At 61.6% G+C, this 15649-nt stretch carries 16 protein-coding genes; 12 read left to right on the forward strand and 4 right to left on the reverse strand.

Going from position 1 to position 15649, the window contains the following annotated elements; all coding sequences use genetic code 11:
* Nucleotides 1-18 precede the first annotated feature (18 nt).
* The 9 genes from ASILVAE211_RS10710 (at nt 19) to ASILVAE211_RS10750 (ending at nt 8486) form a co-directional block, all read left to right on the forward strand.
* The gene (locus tag ASILVAE211_RS10710) at nt 19-948 is read left to right on the forward strand and encodes a carbohydrate ABC transporter permease (protein WP_227321310.1); all 930 of its coding nucleotides are present in this window, start codon (nt 19-21) and stop codon (nt 946-948) included.
* Complete coding sequence (locus ASILVAE211_RS10715; protein ID WP_227321311.1) at nt 945-1772, forward strand: carbohydrate ABC transporter permease; 828 nt, start codon at nt 945-947, stop codon at nt 1770-1772. The genes ASILVAE211_RS10710 and ASILVAE211_RS10715 overlap by 4 nt, the downstream gene beginning before the upstream one ends.
* The gene (locus tag ASILVAE211_RS10720; protein ID WP_227321312.1) at nt 1769-2539 is read left to right on the forward strand and encodes an L-iditol 2-dehydrogenase; all 771 of its coding nucleotides are present in this window, start codon (nt 1769-1771) and stop codon (nt 2537-2539) included. Before ASILVAE211_RS10715 ends, ASILVAE211_RS10720 begins: the two co-directional genes overlap by 4 nt.
* Before the next feature lie 283 nt (nt 2540-2822).
* Nucleotides 2823-4010, forward strand: coding sequence for a glycosyltransferase (locus ASILVAE211_RS10725; protein WP_227321313.1), 1188 nt, complete (start codon nt 2823-2825; stop codon nt 4008-4010).
* 211 nt (nt 4011-4221) lie between these two features.
* Nucleotides 4222-5667, forward strand: coding sequence for a flavin monoamine oxidase family protein (locus tag ASILVAE211_RS10730; protein WP_227321314.1), 1446 nt, complete (start codon nt 4222-4224; stop codon nt 5665-5667).
* 224 nt (nt 5668-5891) lie between these two features.
* Entirely contained in the window at nt 5892-6155 is a 264-nt protein-coding gene (locus ASILVAE211_RS10735) for a hypothetical protein (RefSeq protein ID WP_227321315.1), read from the forward strand.
* A gap of 149 nt (nt 6156-6304) precedes the next feature.
* Entirely contained in the window at nt 6305-7042 is a 738-nt protein-coding gene (locus ASILVAE211_RS10740) for a class I SAM-dependent methyltransferase (protein ID WP_227321316.1), read from the forward strand.
* Nucleotides 7043-7176: 134 nt separating this feature from the next.
* Complete coding sequence (locus ASILVAE211_RS10745) at nt 7177-7713, forward strand: sigma-70 family RNA polymerase sigma factor (protein WP_227321317.1); 537 nt, start codon at nt 7177-7179, stop codon at nt 7711-7713.
* Nucleotides 7710-8486 (forward strand): anti-sigma factor family protein, encoded by a 777-nt coding sequence (locus ASILVAE211_RS10750; protein ID WP_227321318.1) that lies wholly within the window; start codon nt 7710-7712, stop codon nt 8484-8486. The genes ASILVAE211_RS10745 and ASILVAE211_RS10750 overlap by 4 nt, the downstream gene beginning before the upstream one ends.
* 134 nt (nt 8487-8620) lie before the next feature.
* Here the strand turns inward: ASILVAE211_RS10750 and ASILVAE211_RS10755 are convergent, their stop codons facing one another.
* From ASILVAE211_RS10755 to ASILVAE211_RS25980, 3 genes are all read right to left on the reverse strand, one after another.
* Nucleotides 8621-9466 carry an FkbM family methyltransferase gene (locus tag ASILVAE211_RS10755; RefSeq protein ID WP_227321319.1) on the reverse strand — a complete coding sequence of 282 codons (846 nt, stop codon included), beginning with the start codon at nt 9464-9466 and terminating at the stop codon, nt 8621-8623.
* A gap of 124 nt (nt 9467-9590) precedes the next feature.
* Entirely contained in the window at nt 9591-10013 is a 423-nt protein-coding gene (locus ASILVAE211_RS10760; RefSeq protein ID WP_227321320.1) for a cupin domain-containing protein, read from the reverse strand.
* Nucleotides 10014-10041: 28 nt separating this feature from the next.
* Nucleotides 10042-10176, reverse strand: coding sequence for a hypothetical protein (locus ASILVAE211_RS25980; RefSeq protein WP_264478824.1), 135 nt, complete (start codon nt 10174-10176; stop codon nt 10042-10044).
* Nucleotides 10177-10246: 70 nt separating this feature from the next.
* Here ASILVAE211_RS25980 and ASILVAE211_RS10765 point away from each other — a divergent pair, with 70 nt between their 5' ends.
* From ASILVAE211_RS10765 to ASILVAE211_RS10775, 3 genes are read left to right on the forward strand one after another with little or no spacing between them, the layout of a single operon-like run.
* Nucleotides 10247-11227 carry an aliphatic sulfonate ABC transporter substrate-binding protein gene (locus ASILVAE211_RS10765; protein WP_227321321.1) on the forward strand — a complete coding sequence of 327 codons (981 nt, stop codon included), beginning with the start codon at nt 10247-10249 and terminating at the stop codon, nt 11225-11227.
* Nucleotides 11220-12071, forward strand: a complete 852-nt coding sequence (locus ASILVAE211_RS10770) for an ABC transporter permease (protein ID WP_227321322.1) — start codon at nt 11220-11222, stop codon at nt 12069-12071. The genes ASILVAE211_RS10765 and ASILVAE211_RS10770 overlap by 8 nt, the downstream gene beginning before the upstream one ends.
* The gene (locus ASILVAE211_RS10775; RefSeq protein ID WP_227321323.1) at nt 12068-12823 is read left to right on the forward strand and encodes an ABC transporter ATP-binding protein; all 756 of its coding nucleotides are present in this window, start codon (nt 12068-12070) and stop codon (nt 12821-12823) included. The genes ASILVAE211_RS10770 and ASILVAE211_RS10775 overlap by 4 nt, the downstream gene beginning before the upstream one ends.
* A gap of 147 nt (nt 12824-12970) precedes the next feature.
* Here ASILVAE211_RS10775 and ASILVAE211_RS10780 read toward each other — a convergent pair whose 3' ends face one another.
* Nucleotides 12971-15532, reverse strand: coding sequence for a GcvT family protein (locus ASILVAE211_RS10780; RefSeq protein WP_227321324.1), 2562 nt, complete (start codon nt 15530-15532; stop codon nt 12971-12973).
* Nucleotides 15533-15649 lie beyond the last annotated feature (117 nt).

Genomic DNA, 15649 nt, shown 5'->3' on the forward strand with positions numbered 1-15649 from the left:
GGACCGGAAAGGATCATCATGAGTGCCACGACTGCGAGCGGAGGGGCGCCGGCTTCACCCAAGCCGCGCCAGAAAAAGAAGGGTCCGGGCGGTGGCGTCAATACGCTGCCCTTGCTGGCCCCATCTGTCATCCTGCTATTGATCTGGATGATCGTGCCGCTGGCGATGACGCTGTTTTTCGCTTTCCGGCGCTATAACCTGCTCAATCCGATGATCCACGGCTGGGCCGGATTCCGCAATTTCGAATTCCTGCTCAAAGACCCGGCTTTGCTGCATTCGCTGGTGGTCTCGGTCATCATCGTCGTCGGCGTCATCGTCATTACCATCTGCCTCGGCACCGTGCTGGCGGCGATCTTCAACCAGCCCTTTCGTGGCCAGGGCGTCGCCCGCGTGCTGATGATCTCTCCATTTTTTGTCATGCCGACGGTTTCCGCCCTCGTCTGGAAGAACCTGCTGCTTGATCCGGTCAGCGGCTTGTTCGCCGCCATGTTCCGCATGGTCGGCCTGCAACCGGTCGCCTGGTTCAGCGTCTTTCCGCTGGGCTCGGTGATGACCATCCTGTGCTGGGAATGGCTGCCCTATGCCTTCCTGATCCTGTTCACGGCATTGCAGTCGATGGACGAGGAGCAGCTTGAAGCAGCCCGTCTGGACGGTGCTTCAGCTCTGGACATCTTTTTCAATATTCAGCTGCCGCATATGTCGCGCGCCATTTCGGTCACCATCATGATCGAGATGATCTTCCTGCTCAGCGTCTTCGCGGAAATCTACGTCACCACGGGCGGCGGTCCCGGCTATGCGACGACGAACCTGACCTTCCTGATCTATCAGCGCGCTCTGCTGGCCTTCAATGTCGGTGGCGCATCGGCCGCCGGTGTCATCGCCATCATTCTCGCCAATATCGTCTCCGCGTTTCTCACGCGCAGCGTCGCCAAGAGGCTTGAGGTATGAGCTACGGTGTCGCCAAAAAGGGCAGCCCGATCGCCGGCACCATTGCCTGGATCGTGGCCCTGCTCATGTTCTTTCCCATCGCCTGGATGGTGCTGGCCAGCTTCAAGACGGAAGTGCAGGCGGTGCAGTCGCCCCCGCTGATCATCTTCCATCCGACGCTGATCAATTATCGCGATATTTTCGCCGAGGCGAATTACCTGCAATTCGCCTGGAACAGCATCGCCATTTCCGTGGGCGCCACGCTGCTGTCGCTGATCATCGGCGTGCCGGCGGCTTTCTCCATGGCCTTCTACCCCACGCATCGCACGCGCGGCCTGCTGCTTTGGATGCTGTCCACCAAGATGCTGCCGGCCGTGGGCGTGCTGGTGCCGATCTATCTGCTCTGCCGTGACGCCGGGCTGCTGGACAGCAAGACCGCGCTGATCATCATCAATATGCTGAGCAACCTGCCGATCGCCATCTGGATGCTCTACACCTTCTTCCGTGACCTGCCGAAGGACATCATCGAGGCCAGCCGCATCGACGGAGCCAATCTGCGCCAGGTGCTGGTCCATGTGCTGCTGCCGCTGGTCATGCCCGGCATCGCCTCCACCGGCCTGCTCGGCATCATCCTGTGCTGGAACGAGGCCTTCTGGAGCCTGAACCTGACGGCCCATAGCGCGGCGCCCCTGACGGCCTTCATCGCCAGCTTCTCGGCACCTCAAGGTCTATTCTGGGCCAAGCTTTCGGCGGCCTCCGTGCTTGCCATCGCGCCCATTCTTATCTTCGGCTGGATCAGCCAGAAGCAACTGGTCAGTGGCCTGACCTTCGGAGCGGTTAAATGAGGCTTGAGAACAAGGTTGCCATCATTACAGGTGGGGCGCGCGGCATTGGCCGCGCGATCGCCACACGCTACGCCGCCGAAGGCGCGCGTGTCGTCGTGGCCGATATCAATGGGACGGAAGCGGAAAGTGTCGCGAACGAAATCGGGCATGGCGCTTTCGGCGTCGGGCTTGATGTCACCAAGCAGGCGTCGATCGACGCGATGGTCGCAGCCGTGGTGGAACGCGCCGGCCGGATCGACATTCTGGTCAATGGCGCCGGCATTTTCGAAATGGCGCCGGTGCTGGAAGTGACGCGCGAAAGCTACGGCAAGCAGTTCGCCGTCAATGTCGAAGGGCTGCTGTTTACCCTTCAGGCCGTGGCCCGTCAGATGGTCAGCCAGGGGGAGGGCGGCAAGATCGTCAATTTCTCCTCCCAGGCCGGCCGTCGGGGTGAAGCACTGGTCGCAGCCTATTGCGCCTCCAAGGCGGCGGTCATCAGCCTGACGCAGAGCGCCGGTCTCGGCCTCATCAAATACGGCATCAACGTCAATGCCATCGCGCCGGGCGTGGTCGATACCCCGATGTGGGACGTGGTGGACGCGGCTTTCGCCAAATACGAGAATCTGCCGCTGGGCGAGAAGAAGCGGCAGGTCGGCGCCGCCGTGCCCTATGGTCGCATGGGCCATGCGGATGACATGACCGGCGCGGCCGTCTTTCTGGCCAGCAAGGATGCGGATTACATCTGCTGCCAGACGCTGAATGTCGACGGCGGCAACTGGATGAGCTGAAACCGGCGCACTGCGGGCTGCATCGGAAAAGGGGCCCGCGCGGCCCCTTTTTTGTGTTCGGGATCGGCCGCAGGTCTTAATGCGTTTGAGAAGCTTTTGACTGCGGTCTTCATTCATTTGGTTAGATTGCTCACGGCTTCGTGTGCCGCTAATTTCAGTCAAGCGCCCGGCTCAATACCAAGATGTCCAAGTATTCGCCGCAATGAACCGGGAGTTTGAAGCATAAGTCTCAGCGTGAATTTGCGTCGCGCGCAGACCAATCTGACAAAACGGGAGTCTGTGCATGACCAAGCGGACCTATGACATCGTCGTGTTCTTTCCCGGTTCCATCCTGCCCGAGATGGATGGTGCCCATGCGCGCGTCGTCGATCTGATGGATCGGCTGGCGGATGAACCGAAATCCGTGGCACTTTACAGCTTCTCCGGCGGTCAGCAGCATTCCTGGACGCCCGAGCGCAGAAGCCTGTTCGCCGCGCGCTGGCCGAATATCGATCTCATCACGGAATCCCGCCCGAAATCGGTCAAGTATCTCAGCTACGCCAAAAAACTGCTGCTCGGACTGTTCCCTTTCAAGGCCAAGAAGATTCTGTCGTTGAAGATCGGCGGCGCGACGCCGGAATGGCAGGCGCTTCAGCAGTCGACATCCACCTTCATCATCAACTATCAAAAAGGTCTTTGCGAGGTCAACGGTGTCGACCCGTCCCGCTGCCTGATCGAAACGCATGACCTGCATTTCCTGAAGGGCGCCAGGGTGCATGGCACCAGCCCCTTCGCGTTGACCTCGCTTCTGAAGCTGCGGGCGGAATTCGGCGCCTATGCCGCGGTGCAGGGCCTGTTCGCCATTTCCCCGGCCGAGACGACCGTCTTCAAGATGATGCTGCCCGAGGTGCCGACCTATTTCATCTCGTCATGGACCTTGCCGTCGCAAGCCGCGCCCGTGCCGCAGGTCGGCGGCACGGAATTCGATTTCATCTTCGTGGGGTCCGCCTATCAGATGAACGGCCGTGGCCTTTGCGCCCTCTACGAGGCTGAGGGCCATTGGCTGTCTCGCTATCACGTCGCGGTCTGCGGCCAGGTTTGCGAGGATGCCGATGTCATTGCCTTGGCCTCGCGCCACAACACGATCAGCCTGCTGGGCTATGTTGACGATCTGGGCGCGACCCTGAAGCGGGCGCGGCTGGCGTTGTCGCCGGTGTCGGGTACGGGCGCCAAGATGAAGATCCTGTCCGCCATCCGCGCGGGCCTGCCGGTTCTGGCCTCGCCGAGTTCCATGGAAGGTCTGGCACCGGGGTATGAGGCTGCCGTTCTGCCGATCGAGGAAAGCATCTGCCGGCGTCTGCTGACGGATGCGGCGGCCTATGACGCGGCGCAGACGGCCGCCCTGCGCTATGCCCGGGCGCATAGCCTGGCCGGTGAGGCCGCCGCTGCCATGACGGCGATGACGCGCCCTATCCGCCGCCTGGCGGCCTGAAAGACATTCGGCGTTTCGTCACGCCCGTTTAGCCGGGCCGCCGCACGCTTGATCGAGGCGAGGCTTCCCATGCAGGAGCCTTTCTGCCATCTCATCCGCGCAACTTGCGGTCCGGCATCGAATGTCAAGCGAAGCACCAGACGATCACACCCCGCCCCAAGACGATGCGGGTGCTGAGACAAATCACACGCCGCGATTGACAAGGCGACGCATGCTGGCCGGGGTCGCGGCGGCAGCGCCGCTGCTTGCGGCGACGGTACCGGCCGCGAAGGCCGATATCCGTCCCGGACAGAAAGAAGTCCTGGTGCTGGGCGCCGGCATGGCGGGTCTGACGGCCGCGCTGTCGCTGTTGCGGCGCGGACACAAAGTCACCGTGATCGAATTTCAGAACCGCATTGGCGGACGGCTTTTGTCCGTGCCGCTCATGGGTGGGCAGTTTTCGGAGGCAGGCGGCGGCCATTTTCGGTCGAACATGCCTTATACGCTCAGTTATATCCGGCGCTTCAAGCTGCCCATTCTCGCCCTCAATGACGGCTTGCCGCGCTATTTCGTGGACGGAAAGACGGCGGACGGCTGGAACCTCGCCGACCGGCCCTGGCCTCTGACGCGGGAGGAGCGCAACGTCACCCTTGCCTCGTCGTTCAACCGCTATTTATTCAGGGCCGGGCTTGATACGGATACCGTCCTTGACGCGACTTGGCCCGATGCGGGCGCGCTCGAAGCGCTGGACGATGTCACGATAGGCGATCTGCTGCGCAACCACGGCGCGTCCGAGGCGTTTTGCCAACTCCTGAGTGCTCATGCGGGAACCTTCAGTGTGCAGGCCCAGGCCCTGGCAGCCGCACCCAGGTTCGCCTATCATTTCGGCAGTCCCGCGTTGTTTCGTGTCCAGGGCGGCAATAATCGGCTTCCCATGGCTTTGGCCAATACGATCGGCATCGAAAATATCGTTCTGGGTGAGCCTGTCACGGAGATCGACGACAACGGACCCAAAATCCGCGTCGTCACGGCGTCCGGAAAGGCTTATTCCGGCGACGCCGTGATATCGACGATCCCCTTCAGCGTCTTGGGCGACGTCAAGGTCAATCCCGGCTGGTCGTCCGGAAAGCTGAAGATGTTTCAGAAAATGCTGTGGGACAAGACCGTCAAGGTCATTGCACAAACCAAAAGCCCGGTATGGCTGGAACAGGGCGCCTATGGATGGCCGATGGCTGGCGGAGACCGACCGTGGGAGCGTGTGATCGACATCACAGGCAATGAGGGCGGCGGATACGGAAATGTCTTCTTCTATCTGAACGACAAGAATGCCGAGGCCGTTCTGGCTCATCCGCGCCAGTCGCGCGCCGATGTCGTCGTCAAACAGTTTCAGCAGGATATGCCGTCTTTGCTCGGCGATATCGTCATGACCAAGTCTTTCGCCTGGTCCGAGCAGCCCTGGATCAAGGGGTCTTTCGGTGCCATGCCGCTCGGCGGCGGCTGGATGATCAAGGAATGGCTACAGCCGGAGGGGCGCATCCATTTCGCCGGGGATTTCACGACCTTGAAAACCGGATGGGTGGAAGGTGCGATCGAATCAGGCCTGCGCGCCGCCCGCCAGGTGGACCCGGACGCCAAGGCGGAAGGCAACCCCGCCATCCGGCAGGAGAAAAAGTCCTAATCCTGCCGCACGGCGCCGGGGCGCTTTTCAGGCGCCATTCCGCGCCGGTAAAAAAAGAAACTGGCCCTATGGAATAAACCTGCCCGCCGCGCCGTCTATGTCATCAGGAGATCGACGGCAAGGATGGCAGTTCAGACTGGCCTATCCGCCGACCCCCTCTCGCGCTGCTTTCAAAACATGCAGTCAGTGAGTGGCATTCATCGGTTTGGGAAAGGTTTTCCATTATGACTATCATGCGGTTCATGGGTGCGGCTGTGGTGGCGACGATGCTGGGCAGCGCAGTTGCCTCCGCAACCACAATCCCCGCGCAGCAGATGCAGCAATCCTCCGTCGCCACGCAGCAGAGCGACAGCAGCCAGTTGCCGACGCTCGCCGCCAATAGCCCGCAGCCGGCGAATAGTCTGTCCGCGCCCCAGGTGACGCAGCAGCCCAAGAAGCTGCCGCTGGCGGATTTCGGCCAGTGGGACGAGGCGGCCTCCGAGAACTGAACCGCCCCACGCGGCCTAGGCTGAAAAAAGGGGCTTCGCGCAGCGCGCGTGGCCCCTTTCGCTGGCGAAAAAGGTGCCTGCTGTCAAAGACCATAGGCGGAAACAGGTTTATGTGGGCGGATTTGCTTTTATCGCCTGGAGACCGCCTGATGTCTGCGACTGGTCCTCTTACTGCCCTGGCCATCAGGTATAAAAGCGACAAATGGGGCGGCCATAGCTACACGAAACATTACGAGACCCATTTCCGTGATTTTCGTGACCGGGAAGCCAACTTGCTGGAAATTGGGATTGGCGGTTACGAGGATCCGCATGCAGGCGGCAATTCGCTGCGCATGTGGCAAGACTATTTTGTTAAGGCGCGCATCTTTGCCTTGGATTTTTTCGATAAGTCCCCTCACGCGACGGATCGGATGAAGATTTACCAGGGTAGTCAGGATGACGCTGCGCTGCTGCGGCGCATGAATGCGGAGGCAGGTGGGTTTGACATCGTCATCGATGATGGCAGCCACCGCAGTGAGCATGTCATTGCCTCGTTCACGACGCTGTTCCCACTTCTCAAGTCCGGCGGCATTTACGTGGTTGAGGACACGCAGACGTCCTATTGGCCTGGTTTTGGCGGCGATCCGCATGACCGCGATGCCCTAACGACCAGCATGGGGTTCTTCAAGAGTCTCGTGCATGGATTGAACCATGCTGAAATCAACGACTATCAGCCGAATTACTTTGATCTGCATATCGAATCCATCCATTTTTATCATAATTTAGTTTTTATCTATAAAGGTGACAATTCCGAGCCAAGTAATATGGCCGCCGACGATGCGATCCGCGCCACGGGACTGCGCCGGCCAGAGCACGAAATCCGCGCGCTGCATGAGGAGCATGGCTAGTACGGCTCTCTCGATCACTTCACGTCCAAGGCATATAAAAAACTGAGACCTGGGGAATAATCTGCCCTGCCCGTTGTCTAATGGCTGAGGCCGCATCATCGCGACCAGGAGAGACCCATCATGGCGGCGGCCAAATGAGCGACATGGCACGGCTGATCGAGCCGCTGATCCCTGCCTTGCGGCGCTATGCGCGGGCTCTGACGGGCAATGCGGCAGCGGCCGACGATCTGGTGCAGGATTGCCTGGAGCGGACCATCAGCCGCTGGCACCAGCGGCGGGATGACGGCGATACGCGGGCCTGGATGTTCACCATCCTGCATAACCTCGCCGTCAACCGGATGCGCCAGACGGTGCGGCGCGGCCGCCATATCGAGCTGGAGGATATCGATGAATCCACCATTTCCGAGCCCGCCCATCAGGAAGACGGCCTGCGCGAGACCGACATCATGGCGGCGGTCAACCGGTTGCCGGAGGATCAGCGCAGCGTGCTGCTGCTGATTTCGGTGGAGGAACTCAGCTATGCCGATGCCGCCCGCGTGCTGGACGTGCCGATCGGCACCGTCATGTCCCGCCTGGCCCGCGCGCGAGAGCGGCTGCGCCGCCTGATGCAGGACGACACGGCTGCCGCCACCGCCACGCCTGCGCGACCCCATCTACGGAGCGTCCAATGAGACCGATCCTGGAAGACGATCTGAACGCCTATGTCGACGGCGCTTTGGACGATGCGCGCCGGGCGGAAGTGCAGGCGCATCTTGAAACCCATGCCGACAGCGCCGCTCGGGTTGCGGCCTATATCCGCCAGCGCGCGGCCTTGCGCGCGGCTCTGGCGCCGGTCGCGGCCGAGCCGATCCCGCCGGAACTCAGCCTGCGGCATCTGCTGGAAGCGCGCCGGCCCGACCGGCGCGTGCCATGGCGCATGGCCGCCGCCGCCGTCGTGCTGCTGGCGCTGGGGGGGGCCGGCGGCTGGTCGCTGCGCGGACCCGCGCCGGGGCAGATGATGCAGCACGGCATCGCCGGTCTGGCCCAGGAAGCGGCCTATACCTATGACGTTTATGGTGCCGATCAGGCCCATCCGGTGGAATTCAAGGCCGAGGACAAGGCGCAGCTGGTGGATTGGATTTCCAGCCGCCTGCAACGCAGCATCGCGGTGCCGGATCTGACCGCCGCCGGCTATCGCTTCATGGGCGGCCGCCTGGTCGCAACGCCTTTCGGCCCGGCCGGGCTGCTGATGTATGACAATGGCCAGGGCGTGCGCCTGGGCATGTTGGTGCGGCCGATGACCATCGACAAGTCAGCGCGCATGGCCGAGCACAGCAATGGCGCCGTCAACGGCTATGCCTGGGCCGATCAGGGCCTCGGCTATAGTCTGGTTGGCAGCACATCCCCGGACATTCTGCATCCGCTGGCCAATGAAATGCGCCGTCAGATACAGCAGAGCATCTGACGGCTAGAGTTTATCAGCTTTTGATTGAAACAGCGTCATACCCGCGAAAGCGGGTATTTTCCGTGGCGGGCCTCATGACGGTTGAAGGTGATTCTAACCGAGGCTGACAAACTCTAGGGGTTCTGGATGCCTGGTCAGTCATCGACGAAGATTTCTTGGCCGATGTCATCGGGCCCCGATACGGGCGTCATGCCGACGATGGACAGGTTCAATTCGGCAGGGGCGGCAAATAGATTGCCCGAGCACAGTCCACCAAAAATATTCTCGGGCTCGGCAAAGAAATTATCAGCGTCGAACAGCGCTGTGTACCACCAATAGCATTGATAGCCGTAGTCTTGCAGGAGCTGGATCAAAGCCGGTGATTGGCCCCTGCGGTCATTCTCGGCGACGATGATCGGCCGGCAGCGGCGGATGGTATCCGCCGCGCCACGCAGAACCGCCGTTTCAAAGCCTTCGACGTCGACTTTCAGAAAATCGCAAGCATTCAGCGCGAAACTGTCGAGCGTGCGAATGGGAATACGTTCCGATATCGGCGTGTTCGGCTCCCCGGTCTTGACCATATAGGAGCCGAAATTCTGGCGATGCTCATCGCTCGGCCAGCAATACCGTAGAAATCCGTCTGTATCACCGAGTGCGATATGATGGGCCTGGACATTATGACCGCCACAGAGCGCGAGATTGGCGGATAACAGACGAAAATTGATGCCAAACGGTTCGAAGGCGAAGACTCGCCCTTTTGGGCCGGCCAGTTTCGACAGATGCACGGTCTGCGATCCGATATTCGCACCGACCTCGACGATGGTGGCTCCGGGCCGCAGTAATTGGGCGAACAATCTTGCCTCGGCCGGGGAATATTCGCCGTACAGTCGCAGGCTGGCGCCGACATACATGTCATTGGCGTGATACATGATCGGGCCGTGGCGTCCCTGGACCATTTCGATCCGTCCGGGCGCGTCAAACGGAATTACTTTGGAAGACATGGGAATAGCACTCTCGCTGCGCCGGATGGGCAATCCGGCTCATATGCCATGGCCGCTGGTGCGGTTCGTTGACTTTCCGGATCACAAACGCCACCGGAACATGGGGCGCGACCCACGCCGCCTTTCAGGCTGCGACCGGCACCAGCCCGTAGCGGAGCATAGTCTCCTTCATGCGGGCAACGTCCGGTGGTGTTACCGCCAGCAGGGCGGCGATATCCTGGAAATAGGCGGGGCCGAGCGCGCCGGGCGTCAGCAGGCACAGGCAGCGCGCGGGGGCTGCCGTGTCATTGCGGAAGCCATGCACCACGCCGCGCCGGATGAAGAGGGACTGCCCGGGCGGAAGCGGGACATCCTGGCCGTCCACGCGGAAGGTGAGGGTGCCTTCCAGCCCATAAACACATTCGTCCCAGCTTTCATGGTAATGCGGCACCGGCATGCGGGCGTTCGGGTGGGCGGTCATCTCGAAGGCGTCCAGCGCCCCGCCGGTGTCATCCTTGGTGTGCAGAAAGCGGATATCCAGGCCGCCGACGCGGATCAATTCGCCCATCACGCTCTTCCTTCGCTTCGATGCGACTTCAGCACAAATCGGCGGCAGGCCAAAATTCGCGCGCACAGGCGGTTCCCTGGGGGGTGAGAGATGATTTTTCCAAAATTGCCGGCAGATGGAGAATTAGCGATTTTTGACAGCGGAAAATATCGGGCAGATTCATGAATTCATCTATTGAAAAAAATAACAAAATGCGGAGAGATAAACGTCGGAACATTTGAGAAATAGCGTTTATGAAAAGTGTATATCGCCGCCGGTTTCTCGCCACCGGTCTCGCCGCCGGTGCCTTGCCGCTGTTTTCCATCGGCCGGGCGCGTGCCGCCCTGCCGGGTGAGATCACCATCGATTACGCCTATTACAGCCCGCTCAGCCTGCTGCTGAAGAACAGCGACGCGCTGAAACAGGTGCTGCCGGATACCAAGGTCAATTTCGTGCTCAGCCAGGGCAGCAACAAGGCGCTGGAATTCCTCCGTGGCCGCGCCATCATCCTGGGTTCGGCCGCCGGCTCCGCCACGCTGCTGGCCCGCGCCAACGGCACGCCGGTGCAGACCGTCTATGTCAATGACCATGCCGAGACGACGGCGCTGGTCGTGAAAAAGGTATCCCCCATCCAGACGGTCGCGGACCTTAAGGGCAAGAAGGTTGCGGTGACACCGGGCACCGAACCCTATGCCTTCCTGCTCCAGGCGCTGTCCGGCGCCGGTCTGAAGCCGGCCGACATCACCATCGTACCCTTGCAGCATCCACTGGGCCATGCGGCGCTGACGCGCGGCGATGTCGATGCCTGGGCCGGGCTCGACCCCTTCATGGCGGAAGGGCAGTTGCAGAACGGCGACCGGCTTTTCTACCGCAACCCGGCTATCATCACGCCGAACGTGCTGGTGGTGCGCGAGGATTACGCGACGAAACAGCCCGAACTGATCCTCAAGCTGATTCAAGCCTATGAGATCGTGCGCAAGCAGGCCATCGCCAATCCTGATCTGCTTGTGACGAATCTGGTCAAGGAAGCCAGCCTGACGCCGGATGTGGCCAAGCTGGAAATCGGGCGGCAGAGCTTCACCAACCCGGTTCTGGATGACGCGGGCCTCGCCAAAATCACCGCTGACGGCAAGATCTATCAGCAATTCGGCTTCATCAAGCCGAGCGTCGATGTCGCCAAGACGGTCGCGGAACTGAACAACCGCAGCTTTACGGATCAGCTCGCCCATGGCTGAGCACAGCGCCACGGCGGAAGCGCTCGCCACCCGGGATCAGGCGCAGGAACGTCCGGCCGCGCAAGGCGGCCGACTGACGCTGGGCTGGACCATCGGGCTGATCGTGCCGGCCGTGCTGCTGCTGGCCTGGCAATTGGCGGCCGGCCAGCAATGGATCGAAGCCGATCTGCTGCCGGCCCCCGTGACCATCGCCCAGACCTTCTGGGCCATGGCGCAGGACGGGTCATTGGCCAATGACATCCTGGTCACGGTCTATCGCCTGGCGCTGGGCTTTGTCTTCGGAACGGTGGCCGGCACCGTCGCCGGCATGGCGACGGGGGCCATGCCCTTCGCCCGCAGGCTGCTGGACCCGACCTTGCAGGCGCTGCGCAGCGTGCCGTCGCTCGCCTGGGTGCCGCTGTTCATCCTCTGGTTCGGCATCGCCGACACATCCAAGGTCATCCTCATCGCGGTCGGCGTCTTCTTTCCGGTCTATCTCAACCTCATGGCGGCGATTGCGGGCGTCGACCGCAAGCTGATCGAAGTCGGCCGCGTGCATGATTACGGCCGCCTGCGGCTGATGCTGCGCATCCAGCTGCCCGCCGCCATGCCGCTATATCTGACGGGCATTCGCGGCGGTTTGGGTCTGGGCTGGATGTTCATCGCTTCCGCCGAGATGATGGGCGCCAATAACGGCCTCGGCTTCATCCTGACCAATGGCGAGGAAGTCGGCCGGCCCGACCAGATCATTGTCGCCATCCTGGCTTTCGCCGTGCTGGGCAAAACGACCGACTGGATCGTGGCACGCCTGGCTGCGCGGCTGACGGGTTGGCAGGACAAACTGTCTGCGGAGAGCGGCGCATGACCCGGCAATTGGACATCGCGGGCCTCACCAAGGCTTTCGGCACAGCCGCACCGGTTCTGGGTCCGGTCTCGCTGACGCTGGACGGCGAGGGGATCACCGCCATCATCGGGCGCAGCGGCAGCGGCAAAAGCACCTTCCTGCGCTGCCTCTCGGGGCTGGAAACACCGACGCGGGGTACCGCCACGCTGGGCGGCAAGCCTATCCGCCCGGCGGAAGTGGGTTTCGTCTTTCAGGAGCCAAGGCTGATGCCCTGGCTGTCCGTGCGCCGCAACATCGCCTTCGGCCTCGGCCATCTGCCCAAGGCCGAACGCAAGCAGGCGGTGGAGGACGCCATGGCTCTGGTCGGCCTGTCGGCGGCGGCCGACTATCTGCCCAAGCAGCTATCGGGCGGCATGGCCCAGCGCGTGGCCCTGGCCCGCGCACTGGCGCCAAGGCCTGAACTGCTCTTGCTGGATGAGCCGCTGAGCGCGCTCGATCCGCTGACCCGGGAACAAATGCAGGCGCATATCCTGCATGTGGCCCAGCATATTCGTGCCACCATTCTGTTGATCACGCATGACATGGATGAGGCGCTGGCGCTCGCCAATCGCGTCATCGTCCTGCGCGGACCGCCCGGCCGCATCGTGCTCGATGTCACCATCCCCGAGCATGACCCGGCCTATGCCTTCCCGCGCGACCGCACCAGCGCGCCTTTCCAGGCCATGCGCCGCCGCCTGATCGACGCGCTGGAGGAGAGGCCGCTTGCAGCCTAGCGTGTGTGAGATGTCATTGAACGATCGTCATCCCCGTGCTTGTCACGGGGATCTTCTTTTGTAGCGCTGCGAAAAGCAGAAGATGCCCGCTTTCGCGGGCATGACGGTCGGAAAATCAACACAACCTATTTTGGTAAGCTCTAAAGCTCAGCTTTTCGGCTTTTTGTTCTCGGGATCGTAAAGCGGCCTGTAGCCGACGGAAACGACCTCCACCGGATAGGTTTCGCCGAAATACTCAACCACCAGCTTGCGGCCTTCCTGGCAATAGGACCAGGGCAGGTAGGCCAGCGCGATATTCTTGCCGACGGAGGGGCCGAAGGCGATGGAGGTCGTGTAGGACCGGCGGCCCAGTTCATCCACCAGCGTCTCGCCCGTCGCGGGGTCCATCACCGGCAGGATGCCGAGCGGGAAGCGCGCCACGCCCTTGCTGTCGACGTTATCCGTCAGCACCAGCGTGCAGAGTTTGGCCGGCTGATGGTCGCGGGCGCGATGTTCCAGATGCTTCGCCTTGCCCCGGAAATCGGCTTCCTTGACCTTCGGACGATTGAGATCGGCTTCCAGCAGATTGTAATGCGTCAGCAGATCCGCGTTCTGCAACCGCAAGCTTTTTTCCATGCGGCGCGAATTGGCATAGGTCTCGACGCCGACGGCCATAACCCCTTCGGCGCGCAGCGCGTCCCACACGGCCAGGCCATCCTCATAGGCCATGTGCAATTCCCAGCCCTGTTCGCCGACATAGGAAATGCGGAAGGCCGTGACGCCCTTTCCAGCGATGCGAACCGGCTTGAAGGTCGCGAAGCCGAAGTTTTCCAGCGACAGCGCTTCCGGGTCTTCCACCACCTTCTGCAAATTCACGCGGGCATTGGGGCCCCAGATGCCGATGGTGATGACCTTCTCGGTGATGTCCGTGACGGTGACATCAAAACCTTTGTCCTGCGCCGTGCGGCGCATGTAGTGGATGTCGCGCGGTCCTGCATCGGCACCATTGATCATGCGAATGCGGTCGGCCATGCGGAGAACCGTGAAATCGGCCCGCACATTGCCTTCGTCATCCAGGAAATGCGTGTAGATGCCTTTCCCGATGCTGGCATCGCCACCGATCTTGGCGGCGCAGAGCCATTCCATGAAAGCGACGTGATCCGGCCCCTCGATATCCGAAATATGGAAATGCGAGAGATTGATGATGCCGCAATCGTCGCTCATCGCCAGCTGTTCGGCATTGGAGACGCGCCAGAAATGGCGGGTATCCCATTCATTCGCGCGCACCGGCACGCGGTCGCCGTATTTTTCCAGCAAGTGCTCGTTGGCGGCATAGCCATGGGCGCGTTCCCAGCCGCCGAGTTCCATGAAATAGGCGCCCAAGTCCTTTTCGCGTTCCCAGAAGGGCGAGCGGCGGATATTGCGGCCGCCGCCGAAGGGTTCGCGCGGATGCACAGGCGGATTGTAGATCTTGGCTGCCGTTTCCAGGCAGCGTTCCTCGATGAACTTTTCGGTCAGCGCAAAATCGTTGAAGCGGGAATAGTCGATGCTGGCATGGTCGATGGACGTGCGGCCATCCGTCATCCAGTCAGCCACCAGCTTGCCCATGCCCGGCCCGTCCTTGACCCAGATGCCGACGGCATACCACAGGCCGCGCACCTTCTGGCTTTCGCCGATCGAGGGGCCGCCGTCGGTCGTCGTCTGGAGGAGGCCATTGAAGGAATGGCTTTCGTTATAGCCGAGCTCCCCCAGAATTGGCGTCAGCTCCATGGCGCGCTCCAGCGCCGGCAGAACCTGTTCCAGGTCCAGATCGCGCTGAGAGGGGGAGAGGCGCGCCTCTTCTTTCGAGAGCAGGTCACGCGGATGTACCAGACGCGGCTCGGCTTCCTCGTAATAACCCCATTCGATCTGGCCGCCCTCGGCCGTCTTGGGGTCGCCGGTGTCGCGCATATAGGCGGAATTGCCCTGGTCGCGCAGCAGCGGCCAGCCGATATCCTTGCCGGTGTTTTCGAATTCCTTGTAGGGGCCGAAGAAGGTCAGGGGATGATCGACCGGGAAGATCGGCAGATCCTCGCCCGCCAGTTTTGCGGTCAGGCGGCCCCAGAGACCGGTGCAGACCACAACATGATCGGCCATGATAGTGCCGCGTTCCGTGACCACGCCCTTGATGCGGCCGTCTTCGATGATGAGAGACAGCGCCGAGGTATTCGCAAAAATCTGGAGCTTTCCGGCATCCACCGCCTGATCCACCAGCTTGCCGGCGACCGTCTGCGAACGCGGAATAACGAGTCCCGCATCCGGATCCCATAACCCGCCCTGAACCAGGTCTTCCTCGATGAGCGGGAATTTTTCCTTGATCTCGGCGGGGCTGATCAGCCTGGCCCGCGTGCCGAAAGCCTTGCCGGACGCGACCTTGCGGCGGATCTCATCCATGCGCCCGTCATTGTCGGTGCGCGCAACCTCGATACCGCCGATCCGGGCGTAATGGCCCATCTTTTCGTAGAAATCGACCGAATAGAGGGTCGTCCAGGTCGAAAGATAGTCATGGCTGGTGGCATAGCAGAAGTCGGAGGCATGCGCCGTGGAGCCGATATCGGTCGGGATGCCGGACTTGTCGATGCCGACGATATCGTCCCAGCCGCGTTCGATCAGATGATGGGCGACCGATGCGCCCACGATACCGCCTATGCCGATAATGACGACACGGGCTTTCTCAGGAAACGCGGCCATCTGATTCGTCCCTCACGGTTAATCTGTGCTGTGCACCAAGCTGCCCCAGCTTCGCGTGGCAAGCCAATGGCGTCACGCATTGCTGCGCCCTCCGGCTTGTCTGAAAACGACGCCCTT

This window comes from Acidisoma silvae (genome assembly GCF_020618775.1).
Classification (GTDB): Bacteria; Pseudomonadota; Alphaproteobacteria; order Acetobacterales; family Acetobacteraceae; genus Acidisoma; species Acidisoma silvae.

Excerpts from the sequence above, each read along its gene's own strand:
- ASILVAE211_RS25980 (WP_264478824.1), bottom strand. The coding sequence starts at position 10,176 with ATGAATCTGCCCGATATTTTCCGCTGTCAAAAATCGCTAATTCTCCAT.
- ASILVAE211_RS10775 (WP_227321323.1), top strand. The coding sequence starts at position 12,068 with ATGACCCGGCAATTGGACATCGCGGGCCTCACCAAGGCTTTCGGCACA.
- ASILVAE211_RS10760 (WP_227321320.1), bottom strand. The coding sequence starts at position 10,013 with ATGGGCGAATTGATCCGCGTCGGCGGCCTGGATATCCGCTTTCTGCAC.
- ASILVAE211_RS10765 (WP_227321321.1), top strand. The coding sequence starts at position 10,247 with ATGAAAAGTGTATATCGCCGCCGGTTTCTCGCCACCGGTCTCGCCGCC.
- ASILVAE211_RS10730 (WP_227321314.1), top strand. The coding sequence starts at position 4,222 with ATGCTGGCCGGGGTCGCGGCGGCAGCGCCGCTGCTTGCGGCGACGGTA.
- ASILVAE211_RS10740 (WP_227321316.1), top strand. The coding sequence starts at position 6,305 with ATGTCTGCGACTGGTCCTCTTACTGCCCTGGCCATCAGGTATAAAAGC.
- ASILVAE211_RS10755 (WP_227321319.1), bottom strand. The coding sequence starts at position 9,466 with ATGTCTTCCAAAGTAATTCCGTTTGACGCGCCCGGACGGATCGAAATG.
- ASILVAE211_RS10715 (WP_227321311.1), top strand. The coding sequence starts at position 945 with ATGAGCTACGGTGTCGCCAAAAAGGGCAGCCCGATCGCCGGCACCATT.
- ASILVAE211_RS10735 (WP_227321315.1), top strand. The coding sequence starts at position 5,892 with ATGACTATCATGCGGTTCATGGGTGCGGCTGTGGTGGCGACGATGCTG.
- ASILVAE211_RS10710 (WP_227321310.1), top strand. The coding sequence starts at position 19 with ATGAGTGCCACGACTGCGAGCGGAGGGGCGCCGGCTTCACCCAAGCCG.
- ASILVAE211_RS10725 (WP_227321313.1), top strand. The coding sequence starts at position 2,823 with ATGACCAAGCGGACCTATGACATCGTCGTGTTCTTTCCCGGTTCCATC.
- ASILVAE211_RS10720 (WP_227321312.1), top strand. The coding sequence starts at position 1,769 with ATGAGGCTTGAGAACAAGGTTGCCATCATTACAGGTGGGGCGCGCGGC.
- ASILVAE211_RS10750 (WP_227321318.1), top strand. The coding sequence starts at position 7,710 with ATGAGACCGATCCTGGAAGACGATCTGAACGCCTATGTCGACGGCGCT.
- ASILVAE211_RS10770 (WP_227321322.1), top strand. The coding sequence starts at position 11,220 with ATGGCTGAGCACAGCGCCACGGCGGAAGCGCTCGCCACCCGGGATCAG.
- ASILVAE211_RS10780 (WP_227321324.1), bottom strand. The coding sequence starts at position 15,532 with ATGGCCGCGTTTCCTGAGAAAGCCCGTGTCGTCATTATCGGCATAGGC.
- ASILVAE211_RS10745 (WP_227321317.1), top strand. The coding sequence starts at position 7,177 with ATGAGCGACATGGCACGGCTGATCGAGCCGCTGATCCCTGCCTTGCGG.